We start from the raw sequence: 16,454 nt of genomic DNA on the forward strand, positions 1-16,454 counted from the left end.
TGGGGCTGGGGGGGGGTGGGGGGGGGGGGGGCCGGGTGCGCGGCGCCCCCCCCCGGCTGGTCGCCCGCCACCGGCCGGCCGGCCGTGACCGCCCGCTGGTGCGCCGGTTCCCGCCGGAGGCCGGCGAGTTGACCGGCCACGGCCCGCAGGGTCGGGTGCTCGTAGAAGATCGTCGACGAGACCTCGGGGTACGTCCGCACCAGCTCCCGGTTGAGCTGGATGACCATCACCGAGTCCAGGCCGATGTCGACCAGCGGGCGGTCGGGGTCGACCGCGCCCGGGGCGAGCCCGCTGACCTCGGCGAACAGGGCGAGGAGGTGGCCGAGGACGTTCGGATCGGCGCTACGAACGGGAGCCTTCGGCACGGGAGTTGTCGACGCAGGAGTTGTCGGCGCGGCGGCCGGGGCCGGCGTTCCGGTCGGCACCCGCGCCGGGTCGCCGTGGTGCACCCACACCTGGTCCGCCCCCGCGTTCCAGGCGTCGACCAGCGCCGTGAGCCCGGCTTCCGTGGGCATCGGCGCCAGCCCCCGGTCCTCCCACAGGTAGGCCCGGGTCCGCTCGCCGACCTGCATGCCGCCGTCCTCCCACAGCGGCCAGGCGATGGACAGGGTGCGCCCGCGGCGCAGCCCCTCGGCGACCCGCGCGTTGCGTACGGCGGCGAACTCGTCGAGGAAGGCGTTGGCGGTCGCGTAGTCGGACTGCCCCGGGTTGCCGGTGATCGCGGCGCCCGAGGAGAAGGTCAGCACGAACTCCAGCGGGCAGTGCCCGGTGGCCCGGTCGAGGTGCACGAGAGCGTCCACCTTGGTCGCGAGGACCTCGTCCCACTGCTCGGCGGTTTTGTCCGCGAGCAGCGAGTCCCGCACCACGCCGGCGGCGTGCACGATGCCGGTGACGGCGCCCGCCTCGGCGACCAGGTGCCGCACCTCCTCCCAGCGGGAGACGTCGGCGCGCACGTACCGCGCGTCCGCACCGGCCTGCCGCAACTCGGCGAGCAGGCGCTCGATCCGGCCGTCCTGCGGCGAGCGTCCGGCCAGCACGACGGTCGGCCGCCGGACGTCGGCGGCGATGCGCCGGGCCGTCGAGGCGCCGATCCCGCCGGCCCCGCCGGTGATCAGGTAGACGCCGCCGTCCCGCCAGGGCTTGCCGAATTCCCTTCCCGTACCTGGGAATTCGGCCGGTGCCCAGCTGCGCGTGTGCCGGACGCCGTCGCGGTAGAGCACCAGGTCGTCGGCGGCGCGGGCGTTCTCCGCGACGACGGCGGCCAGGTCGGTGCCTTGGACGCCTTGGACGCCTTCGATACCGATGACCTGGCCGACGATCCGCGGGTTCTCCTTGGTGACGGTCCGCAGCAGGCCCGCGAGGGCGAGGTCCGCCGTGACGACCTGGACGAGCGTGGTGCCGTCCCGGGCGTCGAGGCCGCGGACGGTCTCCAGCAGCTGCCACGACAGGTCGCGGAACCGGCTCTCCGGCCGCTGCTCGGCCGTGTCGAGGCGGATCGCCTCGGGCACCTCCCCGTCGACCCCGCACAGCACGACGACGTGCCGGTCGTACCGGGCGGTCGCGGCGGCGGGCGTCGGCGTCCAGCAGGCGGTCAGCAGGGTCGTGCCGCTCTCCTGCCGGGTGCCGGGGGCCCAGAAGCGGTCCCGGGCGAACGGGTATCCGGGCAGGTGCGCACGCCGGGGCGTGCCGTCGCCGAGCAGCGAACGCCAGTCGACGGCGCCCCCGCCGACCCACCGCCCGATCGGCTCCGGCTCGGCTCCGCGCTCGCCGGTGGCGACGAACGCCCTGAGCGCGTCGACGAGTTCGGCACGGGACGAGACGACCCAGCCGACCCGTTCCGCCATCTCCTCGCGGCCGACCTGGAGGCTCCACGCGAGGGACCGCAGCGAGACCTGCTCCGACTCCGAGGACTCCAAGTGGGCGAGCAGGCCCCGGGCCCGGTCGGTCAGCTGCCGGGCGGTGCGGGCCGACAGCGGCACCGCGACCGGCCCGCCGTCGCCCTCCCCGTCCCGGTCGCCGCGCACGTACTCCTCGACGACCACATGGGCGTTGACGCCGCCGAACCCGAAGCTGCTCACCCCGGCACGCCTCGGCGCGGGGCCGCCGTCACCACTGCGGGGGCGCGGCCAGGCCTCGTTGTCCCGCACGATGTGGAACGGGCCGCCGGCCAGCTCGATGTACGGGTTGACCTCCTGGAGGTGCTGGGTCGCGGGCAGCACGCCGTGCTTGAGCGCGAGCAGCACCTTCAGCAGCCCGGCGATGCCCGCGGCCGACTCCAGGTGGCCGATGTTGGTCTTGACCGAGCCGAGGCCGCACGCCCCGTCGTCGCTGCGGCCCAGCCGGCGGAACGCGGTGCGCAGCGCGCGGACCTCCACCGGATCGCCGAGGGCCGTGCCGGTGCCGTGGGTCTCGATGTAGCCGATGGTGTCCGGGTCGAGGTCGCCGACGGCGGCCGCCACCAGCTCGGCCTGGGCGTCGGCGTTCGGCGCGGTCAGCGAGTTGGCCCGGCCGCCGTGGTTGTACGCGCTGCCCCGGAGCACCCCGAGGATCGCGTCACCGTCGCGCTCCGCCGCCGCCAGCGACTTGAGCACCACCACCCCGACGCCCTCGCCGCGGACGTAGCCGTTCGCGCCCGCGTCGAAGGTCTTGCAGAGGCCGTCCGGGCTGAGCATGCCCGCGCGGTGCGCGCTGACGAAGGTGTCCGTGCTGAGCAGCACGTTGACCCCGCCCGCGACGGCCAGGTCGCAGGTGCCGGAGCGGATTGCCTCGATCGCGCGGTGCACCGCCACCAGCGAGCTGGAGCAGGCCGTGTCGATCGGTTCGCTCGGGCCTCGCACGTCGAGCAGGTACGAGATGCGGTTGGCCAGGATCGAGTGTGTGGTGCCGGTCGAGGTGAAGGCGTCCGGTCGCACGCCGAGCGTGGCGAGCAGCGTCGCGTAGTCGTTGCCGGTGACGCCGATGAACACGCCCGTGTTGGTCGGCAGGTCGGCGGGCCGGTACGCGCTGTCCTCCAGCGCCTGCCAGACCGTCTCCAGGACGAGGCGGTGCTGCGGGTCCATCAGTTCGGCCTCGCGCGGCAGGATGCGGAAGAAGCCGGCGTCGAAGGCGTCGACGTCGTCCAGGGCTCCGATCCGTTGGGGGAAGTCCTGGGCCTCGATGGCCTTGCGCTGCTGCTCGTCGTAGCGGTGCAGCGGGAACGCGGTGACGGAGTCCTTGCCCGCCAGCAGGTTCGCCCAGTACTCGTCCAGGTCGCGGGCGCCCGGGAAGCGCCCGGCCGCGCCGATGACGGCGACCGGCTGGCGCGGGTCGGGCCCGGTGCGAACCGGCTCCGGCTGGGGCTCCGGCTGCGGCTGGGGTTGGGGCTGGGGTTCGGCCTTGATCTTGACCTCCGCCTCAGCCTCGGCCTTGATCTTGGCCTCGGCCTTCACCGTGGCGCCGTGCTCGTCGACCAGGTGGGCGCCCAGCGCCTCCAGGGTGCTGACGTCGAAGAACACCGCCGGGCTGACCACGACCCCGAACCGCTCGTGGATCTCCTTCGCGAAGGTCACCAGCGAGATGGAGTCGAAGCCGAACGCGTCCAGTCCGGTGCCGGGGTCGAGCTCCTCCGGCTCGAACTTGAGGATCTCGGCGGCGATGGCGCGCAGGACGTCCACGACACCCGACACCGCCGACACCACCGGTACATCCGGCTCAGCCGGTACGGCCGGCTCCCGCTCTCGCACCGGGCGGGCCTGCGGCGCCGGACGATCGCCCGGCGCCACCCCTCCGGTGCCGCGCCGCACCCCGGCCAGCTCCCCGACGACCTCGCCCGCGCCCCCGAGCAGCAGGATCCGGTCGTCGCCGAGGACCACGTGCGTGACCGGCGAACCGGCCCGCACCCGGATCTCCGCGACCTGGTTGAGCGCGACCAGGGTCCAGTCCGGCGCCCCGGCGCGCTTGGCCTCCCACTGCACGCCCTGGGCGATCGCCGCGAGCACGAACGGCTCGACGGTGACGTTGCGCCGGACGTGGTCCTGCTGGAACGCGGGACTGCCGATGGTCAGCACCGTCCGGCCGTCCGGCGCGCGGAACACGCCCTCGACCGCGCACGAGGCCGGCTTGTAGTCCAGCCCGCCCTCGGCCAGTTCGGCCAGGAACTGCTCCCGGGTGAGGACCTCCCGCAGCCCCGCCGGCTCGACCCTGCCGGAGGGCGCCGTGGCCGTCCCCCGCACGGTGAACTCGACCGCCGCCGTCCCGTCCCCGGTCCGGACGGTGCCGTGGCCGTCGGCGAACTCCGTGACGAGCCGCGTGGTCGTGGACCAGTCGATCGGCCGCAGGACGCGCAGGTCGTGGACCGACGCCTCGGCGGCGAACCCGCTGACCTTCGCGGCGGCCAGCGCGAGGTCCACCACGAAGGTGGGCACGATGGTCGGCGCCTTGGCCAGGCGGTAGCCGTAGTCGAGCAGGTCGGTGAGGTGGACGTCCAGGGCGTAGCGCAGGCCCCGGACGTCGGATTCGTTGCGCCCCAGGAAGGGGTGCAGCCGCTCGCGCAGCGCCAGCGGGGCCAGCACGGACGGTGCGCCGTCGGTCTGCTCGATCCAGCAGCGCACCTTCTCGAACGGGTAGGCGGGCAGCGACACCCGGCGTGCCGTCGGCAGTTGGTCCCAGTCGACGGTCTTGCCGCCGGCCCAGGTGGTGGCGAGTTCGTGCGCGGGCAGCTCCCGCCGCCCGGCCAGGTAGCCGTCGACGGCCGCCAGCGCGGACCGCTGGTCCCCCGCCACGAACGCCCAGCGGTGCGGCAGTTCGTTCTTGCCGACCCGCAGGGTGTACGCGATGTCGGGGAGGTCGGCCTCCCGCGCCCCGGCGAGGTGGTCGCGGAAGACGGCCAGGTAGCGCCCGAGCGCGGCCTCGTTCATCGCCGAGAACACGAACAGCTGCTCGCCGAAGGGCTCTTGGCGCACCGGCCGTTCGGGGTACTCCTCCAGGATGATGTGCGAGTTCATGCCGCCGGCGCCGATCGAGGTGATGCCGGCCCGCCGGGGGTGGGTGACCTGGCGGCCGTCCACCTCGGTGACCATCGGCTGCCAGTCGGCGAGCTTCTGCTGCACCTGGAAGGGGGTGTCGGCGAAGTCGATGTCCGGGTTGAGCTCCGTGCTGTGCAGGGACGGCGCCAGCTTGCCGTGCCGCAGTTGGAGCAGCACCTTGGCCAGGCCGATCATGCCGGCCGCCGCGAGCAGGTGCCCCATGTTGGCCTTGACGGAGCCGAGGGCGCAGAACTGGCGGTCCTCGGTGTACTTGCGGAACGCCGACGTCAGGGCGCGGACCTCGATCGGGTCGCCCAGCGCGGTGCCCGAGCCGTGTCCTTCGACGTAGCCGATCGTCCTCGGGTCGACGCCGGCGTCCTCGATCGCCTTCTGGATCGCGTGCGCCTGCATGCCCGGGTTCGGCACGGTGAAGCCGTTGCGCGTCCCGGCGTTGGACAGGGCGGTGCCCTTGATCACGGCGTACACGTGGTCGCCGTCGCGCTCGGCGTCGACCAGCGGCTTCAATACGACCGCGCCGACGCCCTCGCCGAGGATGGTGCCGTCCACGCCGTGGCCGAAGCTGCGGATCACGTCGGAGGTGCCGGTGGTGAAGTGCTCCTCCGAGGAGGTGATCAGGTTGTACGGGTGCAGCATCAGGTTGACGCCGCCCGCGACGACCATCCGGCACTCGCCGGCCCGCAGCATCTGCACGGCCTGGTGCACGCACGTCGACGAGGCCGAGCACATGGTGTCCAGGAAGATCGACGGCCCGGTCAGGCCGTAGAAGTAGGACAGCATGTTGGGCAGCGTCCCGGTGTAACTGCCGCTCTGCGGCGCGCCCCTGGTCAGGCTGTTCTGGAAGCCGTACAGGTTGTAGTGGTTGCTCATGGTCCCCACGAGCACGCCGACGTCGCCCTGGTAGCGGCGCTGGATGGTCTGCCGCGAGTAGCCGGCGTCCTCCAGCGCCTCCACGCCCGACTGGAGGAACAGCCGCACCTCCGGGGACATCTGCTCGGCCTCGCGCTTGGAGATGCGGAAGTAGCGGGGGTCGAACTTGTCGAGGTCGCGCAGGAACGTCCCGGTCCGGATCACGCTCTTGCCGTGGACGGACCGGTCGCTGTCGTAGATGGCCTCGTGGCCCCAGCGGTCGGCGGGGACCTCCTCGAAGGTGTGCCGGCCGCTCTCCAGCAGTTCCCACAGCTCGTCCATCGTGTCGGCGCCGGGGTAGCGCCCGGACACTCCGATGATCGCGATGTCGTGCCGGTCGTCGCGCGCGGGTTCGCGGACCTCGGTGACGGCGGACGCGGCCGGGGCCTCGAACCGGGCGGCCGGGGCCTCGGGCTGGACCGCCGGGGCCTCGGGCTGTACGACCGGCTCTTCCAAGGCTTCCGGGGTTTCGGCCTTCCCCGACTCCCCCAGCACCGCCTCCAGCTGCGCCCGCCGGGTCTCCACGAAGTGCGCGGCCACCTCGGCGATGTTCAGGTACTCGAAGAAGATCGTCTTGGACAGCGGCCCGAACACCTTCTCCAGCTGGGCGGTCACCCCCAGGATGCTCAGCGAGTCGATGCCGTACTCGATGAGGTTGGTGGTCGACTCGATGTGCTCCGGGGCGTGCCGCAGGACCTCGGCGACGACCCCCCTGAGCAGTTCCTCGGTGCGCCGCAGCAGGTCGCCCTCGCCCGCGCCGCCTGACGGCGCAGCGGTGGCGGACGAGGCGGTGGCCGGGGCCGCGGGGGCCGGTGCCGCCCGGCGTTGCGCGGCCAGGGTGGCCTTGGAGCCGTAGGCGACGACGAGGTGCGCGGGGGCGTCGGCGAGCAGGGCCCGGCCGAAGGCGCGCAGCCCGTCCTCGGTGGGCAGGTCCTCCCAGCCGCGCTCGCGGCGCAGGGAGTCGCGGGTGACCTCGTCCAGCGTCATGCCGCCGTCGGCCCACAGCGGCCAGCTGATCGCGACGGTCCGGCCGCTGCGCTCGCCCGCGTCGACCAGCGTCCGGCGGTGCCGGGCGAAGGCGTCCAGGAAGGCGTTGGCCGCCGAGTAGTCGGACTGCCCCGGGCTGCCGTAGACGCCGGCGACCGAGGAGAAGAGCGCGAAGAACTCCAGGTCGAGGTGGCGGGTGGCGGCGTCGAGGTTGAGCGTGCCGCGGACCTTCGGCGCCGTCACCAGGCGGACGTCGGCGAGGTCCTTGCGCAGCAGGTACTGGTCGCGCAGCAGGCCGGCCGCGTGCACGACGCCGTCGAGCGATCCGTGCTCGCGCACGATCGTGTCGACCGCGGCGCGCACGCCTGCGGCGTCGGCGACGTCGACCGGCAGGTAGTGCGCGTCGACCCCTTCGGCGCGCAGGGCGTCCACCGAGCCCGCCGGGGAGCGTCCGCTCAGGACGACCGTCGCTCCCGCGCTGCCCAGGTAGCGGGCGAGGTGGCGGCCGATGCCGCCCAGGCCGCCGGTGACCCAGTAGACGCCGCCGGCCCGCAGCGCGGGCACCTGCGGTCCGGCGTCGAGCCGCGTCTCGACGGGTTCCAGGACCTGCCGGGTGCCGTCGGCGGTGTAGCGGACCTCGGTGTCGGCGGAGTCGTCGGCGCACTCCTCCCGCACGATCCGCGCGAGCTGCTCGGTGGAGGCCGCGTCCAGGCCGGCGACCCGGACGACCCGGCCTGAGACGAGCGGGTTCTCCAGGGCGGCGGTGCGGAACAGGCCCGCCAGCGGTGCGTGGAAGTGGGCCGGCACCCGGGCGTCGACCAGGGCCACGAAGCGGTGCCCGGTCCGAGGAGAGGACGCGAGCACCTGCTGGACCTCGGCGAACGCCTGCTCGGTCGCGGCGTCGACGCCGTCGGCCGGGCTCGCCCGGGTGATCTCCGGCAGGGTCAGGAGGTGCGCGGTGCGGGTGGCGCCGCCGTCCGCGTCCAGCGGCCGGTCGGTCCACCGGGTGGTCGCCGTGACGACGCGCGGGCCCGCGTCGGTGGTGCGCTGGGCGAGCCCCCGCAGGCTGGCGCTGATCACGCCGTCGCCGTCGCACAGGTCGATGTCGAAGGTGGTGAGCGCCCCGGAGCCGGCGCTGCGGCGCACCCAGGCCCAGGTCTCGGCCGGGCAGGGCCGGTACACCTGGAGCTCGTCGAGGGTGAAGGGCAGGGTCGGGCCGGCGGCGGCGCCCGTCAGGACCACGGAGGTCTGGAAGGCGGCGTCCAGGACGCTCGGCGGCAGCACGCAGCCGTCGGCGCCGGTGGTCCGGATGCGGGCGATCGCCTCGTCGCGGCCCAGCCGGAGCCCGCGCAGCGCGCGCATGGCCGGGCCGTACTCCAGGCCCTGGGCGCGGAAGGCGGCGTAGACCTCGTCGGTGCTACGGGTGGTGCGGCAGGCGGCGCGCAGGGCGTCCAGGTCCAGCGGTGACGGGTCCGGCAGGGTGACCAGTTCGGCGGTGCCCGTGCTGTGGACCGTCTCGCCCTGCCGGAACTCGAACGCGATCGCGTCCCCGCGCGGCGTCAGCGCGAGGTCGACGTCGACCGGTTCGCCGACGACGATCGGCCGCAGCCATGCGAGGTCGCGCAGCCGGACGGCCCCCTCCCGGGCCGCCGCGCGCTCCACCGCGGCCCGCGCCATCTCCAGGTACGCGACCGCGGGCAGCACCCGCCGGCCGCGGACCAGGTGCGAGGCCAGGAAGGGCTCGGCCCCGGTGAACGTGGAGGTGTAGCGCTGCTGCGCCAGGTCGGAGGTGTTGCGGTGGACGAGCGGGTGCAGCAGCGCGGCGCCCGGCGCCTCGGCGGGCGGTGTGACGTACCAGTGCCGGTCCCGGGCGAACGGGTAGGTCGGCAGCCGCACGCGACGCGCCCCGGGATGCCCGGGCCAGTCGGCGCCGCCCCCGTTCGCCCAGTCCTGTGCCGCCGCGACCAGTTCGGTCCCTGCTCCGGCGGGGTTGCGCACCTCGCCGTCCGCGACGGACTCCAGCGCGGCCGCGAGCTGCTCCCGGTCCGAGACCAGGAACACGGTCCTGACCCGCATCGCTTCGCGGCCGACCTGGAGCGTGTGGGCGATGTCGGCCAGCGCCTGGCGCGGCCGCAGCGCGGTCTCCGGTGCCAGCAGGTGGTCCCGCAGGCCGGCGGCCAGCACCCGCAGCCGCTCCAGGTTCTTCGCCGACAGCGGGACGACGTACGGCCCCGCGGCCTCGGAGGTACGGTCGACCGGCCCGCCGACGTGCTCCTCCAGCAGCACGTGGGCGTTGGTCCCGCCGAACCCGAACGAGCTGACGCCGGCCCGGCGCGGCGCCCCGTCGCCGCCCGGCCACGGCCGGGTGTCGCCGACGATGTAGAACGGGCTGCCGTCCAGGTCGATCAGTTGGTTCCTGGTCCGGAAGTTGACCGTCGCCGGGAGGGTCCCGGCGGCCATCGCGCCGATCACCTTGACCACGCCGGCCACGCCCGCGGCCGATTCCAGGTGGCCGATATTGGTCTTGATGGAGCCGATGCCGGTGCTGTCCGGCCGCGGCGTCGTCCCGTGGGCGTCGTGCAGGCTCTGGAAGGCGCGCTTGAGGCCGACGATCTCGATCGGGTCGCCGACCGGCGTGCCGGGCCCGTGGGCCTCGATGTAGCTCACCGTCTCGGGCGTCACACCGGCGCGGGTGTAGACGTCCTCGATCAGCGCGGCCTGGGCGACCGGGTTGGTGACGGTCAGCGAGTTGGTCTTGCCGCCGTGGTTGGTGCCGACGCCCTTGATCACCGCGTGCACGGGGTCGCCGTCCGCCAGCGCCCTGGCCAGCGGCTTGAGCAGCAGGACGGCGCCGCCCTCGCCCCGGACGAAGCCGTCCGCGTCCTGGTCGAAGGCGTGCGAGCGGCCGGTGGGCGAGAGCATGCTCGCCTTGCTGAACGCCACGAACAGCTTCGGCGACCAGCACAGGTTCACGCCGCCGGCCAGCGCCAGGTCGCAGTCGCCGTTGTGCAGGGCGGCGACGGCCTCGTAGAGCGAGACCAGGGAGCTGGAGCAGGCGGTGTCGTTGGCGATGCTGGGGCCGTGGAAGTCGAAGTAGTAGGACAGCCGGTTGGCGACGATCGAGTAGGCCGTGCCGGTCGGGAAGTAGGCGTCGGTCGGCACGTCGTCGCGTTCGATCAGCTCGGCGTAGTCGCCGTGGCACAGGCCCATGAAGACGCCGGTGCGGCTGCCCGCGAGTTCGCCCGCCCGGTAGCCCGCGTCCTCGATGGCCTTCCAGGCCAGTTCCAGCGCGAACCGCTGCTGCGGGTCCATCGTCTCCGCCTCGCGCGGGGAGATGTTGAAGAAGGCGGCGTCGAAGCGGTCGGCGTCCTCGATGAACCCGGCCCAGACGCTGTACGTCTTCTCCTCGCCGCTGCGCGGATCGCCGAAGTAGCGTTCCTTGGACCAGCGTTCGGCGGGCACCTCGGTGATCAGCGAGCGCCCGGCCGCGAGGTGGTTGAACAGCTCGACCAGGGTGTCGGAGCCGGGGAACCGCAGGGCCAGGCCGATGATCGCGATGTCGTCGGTGCTCATCGGCTCTCCCCCACTCGCTGCACGGCACGGCGGTTGTCCACGGTCGTCCGCAGGTTCAGCGCGGCGCCCGACGCTCCGGTCGGCGCCGTACCGCCGCCCCGCACGAACTGCTGGTGGAGCACGGCGGTCGTCAGCAGGTAGAGGAAGGTCTGGTCCTCCTTGGTGCTGACCTCCTCCACCGGCGAGGTCATGATCTTGTCGACCAGGCGCCGGGCGAACTTCGCGTCCAGGCAGCCGATCCCGGCCAACTCGCGGTCGGACAGCAGCAGTTCCAGGTAGTCCGGGCGACTGTCCTTGAAGGCGGCGCTGCCCGGCGCGCGGTAGGGCTGCTTGGGGCGGCTGGTGGTCCACTCCGGGAGCTCGGCGCGGAACGCCTTCTTCAGGATGGCCTTCTCGACCTGGCCGTCGTCGTAGCGCAGGTTCACCGACGCGGCCGCGCGCACCACCGTGGGGTCCAGGAACGGGCAGCGGTTCTCCACGCTGTGCGCCAGCGCGGCCCGCTCCCCCTGCGTGGACAGCAGGAATCCGGGCAGCAGCGTCTTGTACTCCAGCCACTGCGCCTTGTGCATCGCGGGCATGTCCGGGTAGCCGGGTGTCCCGGCGACGAGGTCGAGCAGGTCGGCGAACGGGTCCATCCGGTCGGCGAGCAGCCGGGCCGCGAACCTCCCGTTCTGGTACCGCATCTCGTGGGAGAACAGGCCCGGCAGCCGTTCCACCGAGAACTGCTGGTACAGGCCGAGCAGATGGGCCTGGTGGGCGGAGCCGAAGTGCTCCAGCTCCGGGTGCAGGCCGGCCAGCCGGGTGCGGCGCTCGCCGTCGGTCAGCTCGTTCCACCGCGCGCGCAGCAGGGTCTCGCGGAACAGCGAGTAGCCGAGGAAGGCCTCGTCGGCGCCCTCGCCGCTGAGGATGGTCTTGATCCCGGCGTCGCGGACGTGCCGGGACAGCAGGAACATCGGCACGAACGAGGTGCGGAAGGTCGGAACCTCCGCGTGGTACACGGCGGTCGGGAAGTGCTCGGTGATGTCCTCGCTGGTGATCGGGACGGCGGTGTGCAGGGTGCCCAGGTGCTCGGCGACCAGGCGCTGGCTGTCGGACTCGTCGAAGGACTTGTCCTGGAACGCCACCGAGAAGGTGCGGACCTCGTACGGGGAGAGCTGGGTGGCCAGCCTCGTCACGATCGAGGAGTCCAGGCCGCCGCTCAGGTAGACGCCGACCTCGACGTCGGAGCGCAGCCGCAGCTCCACGCTGGTGCGCAGGGTCTGCCGGAGCATGTCGATCGCCTCGGCCTCGGTGCCGTCGAAGCCGGGCACGTCGAAGTCGAGGTCCTCGTAGGGGCGCAGCGAGCGGCGGCCCGCGCTGATGGTCAGCACGGAGCCCATCGGCAGCTGGCGCACGCCCCGGAACGGCGTGCGGTCGGGCAGCGGCGTCCACGCGGCGTAGGTGGTGGCCAGCTCCCTCGGGTCGAACTCGAAGCGGAAGCCGGGGAAGGCGCGGAACGCCTTCATCTCGGACGCGAACAGGAAGTCCCCGCCCGCGTCGGCGTAGAACAGCGGGCGCTTGCCGTAGCGGTCGCGGGCCAGCACCAGGTCACCGGTCGCCGCGTCCCTGATGGCGACCGCGAAGGCGCCGTTGAACCGGGTGAAGCAGTCCGACCCCCACTGGATCCAGGCCTGGAGCACGACCTCGGTGTCGGAGTGGTCGGTGCGGAACGGGCGGCCGAGGCGCTCCAGTTCCGCGCGGAGTTCGATGTGGTTGTAGATCTCGCCGTTGAAGCAGATCCAGTAGCGCCCGGAGGGGTCCGACATGGGTTGCGAGCCACCGGCGAGGTCGACGATGGCCAGCCGCACCGTCCCCATGGCCATGCCGTCGTCGAGGTAGTAGCCCGCCTCGTCCGGCCCGCGGTGGTGGATGTTCGACAGCATCGAGGTGATGACCTCGGCGGTGGCACCGGGGTGCAGCGAGGTCGAGAGGAAACCAGCCAGCCCGCACATGATCCGTCCTTCTACTTCGCGGAGGTCTTCTTGGTGACGAATTCGTCGATCGCGGTGAGCGAGACGAAGACGTTCACGAGGATGTCCTCCGGGGAGATCTCGACGGAGAACTCGGACTCCAGGAACTTCATCATCCTGACGTAGCCGAACGAGTCGATGACCCCCGCCTTGAACAGGTCGGTGTCCGGGGTGATCACGTCGTCGAACTCGAAGAGGAAACGGTCTTCCAGGTACAGCCTGATCGTGTCCGTCGTGGTTGCCATGTGTCACACTCCAGCCCTGATTTTGAACACCATGTGGGTGAGGGCCAGGCCCCCGATTTCGGTGAATTCCGGCTCGGCGTCGCCGTCGAGCAGCCCGCGGACGCTGTCGGTCCAGCGCACCGGGGCGACCAGCTGCTCCGTGAGCATGTGCGTCACCTGTCCCGGCTCGTACGGCCGGCCCGTGACGTTGGAGATGACGGGGGTGTCGGGGTCAGCGAACTCGAACTCCGTCAGGAACTCGGCGAACCGCACCCTGGCCGGCTCCATGTACCGGGAGTGGAAGGGCGCGCTCACCTTGAGCCGTACGAAGCGGATCTCCCGCTTCTCCAGGCAGGCGTGCGCCGCCTCCAGGACCGGCGGGGTGCCCGCGATGACCACCTGCGAGCCGGTGTTGAGGCCGGCGATGTCGACGCCGTCGACGCCGTCCTCCGCGAGGATCTCCAGCAGTCGCTCGGGCGGTGTGTTCATCACGGCGGTCATGCCGCCCCCGGAGGCCGCCGCCATCAGCTCGCCGCGCTTGGCGACCAGCCGCAGCCCCGTCTCGAAGGTGAAGACGCCGGCCGCGAGCAGCGCGTTGTACTCGCCCAGGCTGTGCCCGAGGTAGACGTCCGCCGCCCGGTCCCCGCGGTGGACCCGCTCGAAGGTCCGCAGCGCGTTGACGACGAACAGCGCCGGCTGGGTGTACTCCGTGCGGCCCAGCAGGCCGTCCGGGTCCTCCGTGCACAAGGAGACCAGGTCGTACCCCAGCACGTCCGAGGCGTACTGGACCAGCCCTGGGTACCGTTCGAAGACCTCTGCCCCCATTCCCTTTTCCTGACTTCCCTGACCAGCGAAGATGACTGCCAGCACGACACTCCTTCAACCCACGACGACCTGCTGACCTGCACTGACCTGCCGACCTGCACTGACCTGCCGACCCGTACCGACCTGCCGACCCGTACCGACCTGCGCCGGACGCGCTCCGACCGCGGATCTGAGCACGTCCAGGAACGCCCTGCCGCGGCTGCTCATGGCCAGGTCGGGCATCATGGCCGCGCCCAGGGTCGCGGGCGGCAGGTCTCCGAGCAGCTCGACCTCGCGGACCCTGCCGCCGTCCAACGTCGTTGCGGTCAGGCCGCGTTGATACATCAAGGCGAACCCGGCGCCGGCGGCCACCAGGCCGCGCAGCGTCTCGATGCTCGTCGTCGTCACCACCCGCGGCATGCGGACGCCCGCGCGGGAGAACATCCGCTCGGCGTGGCGGAGCACGCTCGGGGCGTTCAGGGCGACCAGCGGTCGCCCGGCCAACTCGTCCAGGGAGAGCGGCCCGACCAGCCCCAACGGGTCGTCATCCGCCAGCAGGGCGTGCACCGGCAGGTCGACCAGCGGGTGGAACCTGGCGTCGCCCGCCAGGAAGTCGTACGTCACGGCCAGTTCGCACCGGCCGTCCCGGAGGAACTCCAACAGCCGGTCGGCGGACGCCTCGTGGAGGTTCAGCTTCAGCGCCCCGTGCCGCTCCCCGGCCAAACGGTGGACCAGCGGCAGCAGGAACGGGGCGATCGGGAAGAAGAACCCGACGTCGAGCTGGCCTGCGGTGTCGCCCGCCAGGGCGTCGCCCTGCGCCTTGAGGCTGCTGGCCTGCCCCAGCAACGCGCGCGCCTCCCGCAGCAGGTGGCGACCGCTCGGCGTCAGGGAGACCCCACGGGCATGGTGACGGAGCAACAGCTGAACACCGAGCTGACGTTCCAGCCGCATGATGGCCGACGAGACCGTCGACTGCGAGGCGCACAGCTTCTCCGCCGCCTCCGAGATGTTGCCGATCTCGGCGGAGACGACGAAGTAGCGCAATTGAGTGAGACTGAATCCCAAGCGATCGGTCATAGCGCGCGGAATCCTTTTCCCGGAATCTGGCCATGCGGATTTTCGGGGTCGGCGGTGCGACCGCCGGAGAAATTCTGAATTCGGTGACGAACCACGGGCGGTCAGCCCGCGGCGGATCCGTGAAAGGCACACCGGGGCGCGGTCACCGGCCTCGGCACGCAGGGCGACAGCGGCCCGTGGCGACCGCGGCGGGCCGCCCCTGCGGAGCCGGTCACGCCAGCGTGTTCCGCTTCGGGCCGTTCGAAGTGTTGGGGCAGTACGGCGAGTTCATACCCGCCGCAGCGTCAACTCGATTTTCTCGCTGCACGGCCGGGCGATGCGGGCCCGGCAAGCTGCCGGTCCGATCTCCTTGACGCCGACGCGCGCAAACGGCTAGACACCAAGCCATTCCGGTCCAGTATTATCTGCCGGAGGTTCCCCGATCCCGGAAGCGTTCCGGGGAACGGGGCGGCGGGGACATGTGTGATGACCATGGTGACACTTTCCTCAGCTCCGTCAGAGACGGGAAGCTATCGGTCGGATTGTCGCAGTCCAGGTTCATGTGACATGAGCAGATCAACTACACAGAGAGCATAAAAGCGGACAAGCCTCCGATGAGCGTGCCCAGGTTGCCCAGCTGGAAGCGGGCCACGTGTCATACGGTAACTGAAAGGTTACCGGTTAACAAGTTGGAGCATGTGCACGAATGGATGAAACGCGGGCGGTATGGCAACTGTGGGTACAGAGCCGTCCTGACCTCGACCTTTCGTCGATGGAGATCATCGGCGGCCTCCGACACGCCCACGCGATGCTGGAGTTCCTCCTTGAACCGGTGTTCGAAGCGGCGGCCGTCAGCTCATCGGAGTTCGACGTGCTCTACCACCTTCGCCACTCGACCGAGCCGACGATCGCGCGCCGCCTCGCCGCCTCGATGGGGCGGTCGCCGGCCGCGCTGAGCAAGGCGCTGGCCAAGCTGGAACGGCGCGCCCTCGTGGTCCGGACGGTCAACCCCGCGGACCGGCGCGCGGCACTGGTCTTCATCACCGACGCGGGCGCGGCCGCCGTCGACGACGTCATGCCCAGGCGCCTGGCCATCGAGCAGCAGGTCCTCGGGGCACTCAGCGAGGAACAGAGCGCGCAGGTCCGGATCGCCCTGCGGTGTCTCGCCGAAGCCGTCGAGGTCCAGGCCCTGCAGGGTCGGCCCGCCGACCCGGAGGCCCCCACCGCCATCCCGGCCTGGACTCCGCCACGTTCGCCGTCACGCGAGTCCCCGTCCCGCCCCCCGCGGGCGCCCCGGAGACAGCTCGCCAACGCCAAGCATCCCCGGAGCGGCTACCCGACGGAGCTTTGAGCGGCACGGCGCCTGCGGCCCGACTCAGCCGACAACACTTGAACTTCGGGCCCCGCCACCCCGCCGGTCAGCCGGCCCGGGGCGCCAGCGGCGGCGCTCCGGTGATCCAGCGGCCGCGGCGCATCACGGCGACCAGGTCGTAGCCCTCGGAGTCGAGCACGACCAGGTCGGCCTGCTTGCCGGCCTCCAGCGAGCCGATCGAGTCGGCGAGGCCCAGCAGGCGGGCCGGGGTGGCGGACAGCGACTCGACGGCCTGGTTCAGCGTCAGGCCGTTGACGGTGAGCGAACGCTTGAAGGCGACGTCCAGGGTGAGCGTGGAACCCGCGATGGAGCTGCCGTCCGGGAGCATCGCGACGCCGTCCTTGACCTCGACCTGGAGCGGGCCGAGCGGGTAGAGGCCGTCGCCCATGCCGGCCGCGCCCATGGCGTCGGTGATCAGGGCGACCCGGGACGCCCCGGCGGTGCCGTAGGCGAGGTCGAGCACGGACGGGTGCAGGTGCACGCCGTCGTTGATCAGCTC

At 72.2% G+C, this 16,454-nt stretch carries 7 protein-coding genes; 1 reads left to right on the plus strand and 6 read right to left on the minus strand.

Translation table 11 applies throughout. The annotated features are described in order from the left end of the window. The 5 genes from ACFV61_RS22980 to ACFV61_RS23000 all read right to left on the minus strand — a co-directional run. The coding region (locus ACFV61_RS22980) for an SDR family NAD(P)-dependent oxidoreductase (protein WP_380493633.1) at positions 1–10,490 on the minus strand (10,490 nt) is incomplete at its 3' end. Beyond that, the gene (asnB, locus tag ACFV61_RS22985; protein WP_380493635.1) at positions 10,487–12,481 is read right to left on the minus strand and encodes an asparagine synthase (glutamine-hydrolyzing); all 1,995 of its coding nucleotides are present in this window, start codon (positions 12,479–12,481) and stop codon (positions 10,487–10,489) included. The genes ACFV61_RS22980 and asnB, both read right to left, overlap by 4 nt. A gap of 11 nt (positions 12,482–12,492) precedes the next feature. Beyond that, positions 12,493–12,744, minus strand: coding sequence for a phosphopantetheine-binding protein (locus tag ACFV61_RS22990; RefSeq protein ID WP_063345952.1), 252 nt, complete (start codon positions 12,742–12,744; stop codon positions 12,493–12,495). A 3-nt stretch (positions 12,745–12,747) separates the two neighbouring features. After that, a complete protein-coding gene (gene fabD / locus ACFV61_RS22995; protein WP_380493637.1) occupies positions 12,748–13,593 on the minus strand; it encodes an ACP S-malonyltransferase in 846 nt (281 codons plus the stop codon). 9 nt (positions 13,594–13,602) lie between these two features. Next, the gene (locus ACFV61_RS23000; protein WP_380493639.1) at positions 13,603–14,604 is read right to left on the minus strand and encodes a LysR family transcriptional regulator; all 1,002 of its coding nucleotides are present in this window, start codon (positions 14,602–14,604) and stop codon (positions 13,603–13,605) included. Positions 14,605–15,355: 751 nt separating this feature from the next. On the opposite strand from ACFV61_RS23000, the gene ACFV61_RS23005 reads away from it, so the two are divergent. Next, positions 15,356–15,934, plus strand: a complete 579-nt coding sequence (locus ACFV61_RS23005; protein ID WP_380493641.1) for a MarR family winged helix-turn-helix transcriptional regulator — start codon at positions 15,356–15,358, stop codon at positions 15,932–15,934. 67 nt (positions 15,935–16,001) lie between these two features. Here ACFV61_RS23005 and ACFV61_RS23010 read toward each other — a convergent pair. Then, a partial coding sequence (locus ACFV61_RS23010) for an amidohydrolase family protein (protein WP_380493643.1) occupies positions 16,002–16,454 on the minus strand: 453 nt, incomplete at its 5' end.

The organism is Kitasatospora sp. NPDC059817 (assembly GCF_042731835.1).
Classification (GTDB): domain Bacteria; phylum Actinomycetota; class Actinomycetes; order Streptomycetales; family Streptomycetaceae; genus Kitasatospora.

Coding starts and splice junctions, on each gene's coding strand:
- ACFV61_RS22990 (WP_063345952.1), bottom strand. CDS start 12,744: ATGGCAACCACGACGGACACGATCAGGCTGTACCTGGAAGACCGTTTC.
- ACFV61_RS23000 (WP_380493639.1), bottom strand. CDS start 14,604: ATGACCGATCGCTTGGGATTCAGTCTCACTCAATTGCGCTACTTCGTC.
- ACFV61_RS23005 (WP_380493641.1), top strand. CDS start 15,356: ATGGAGATCATCGGCGGCCTCCGACACGCCCACGCGATGCTGGAGTTC.
- asnB (WP_380493635.1), bottom strand. CDS start 12,481: ATGTGCGGGCTGGCTGGTTTCCTCTCGACCTCGCTGCACCCCGGTGCC.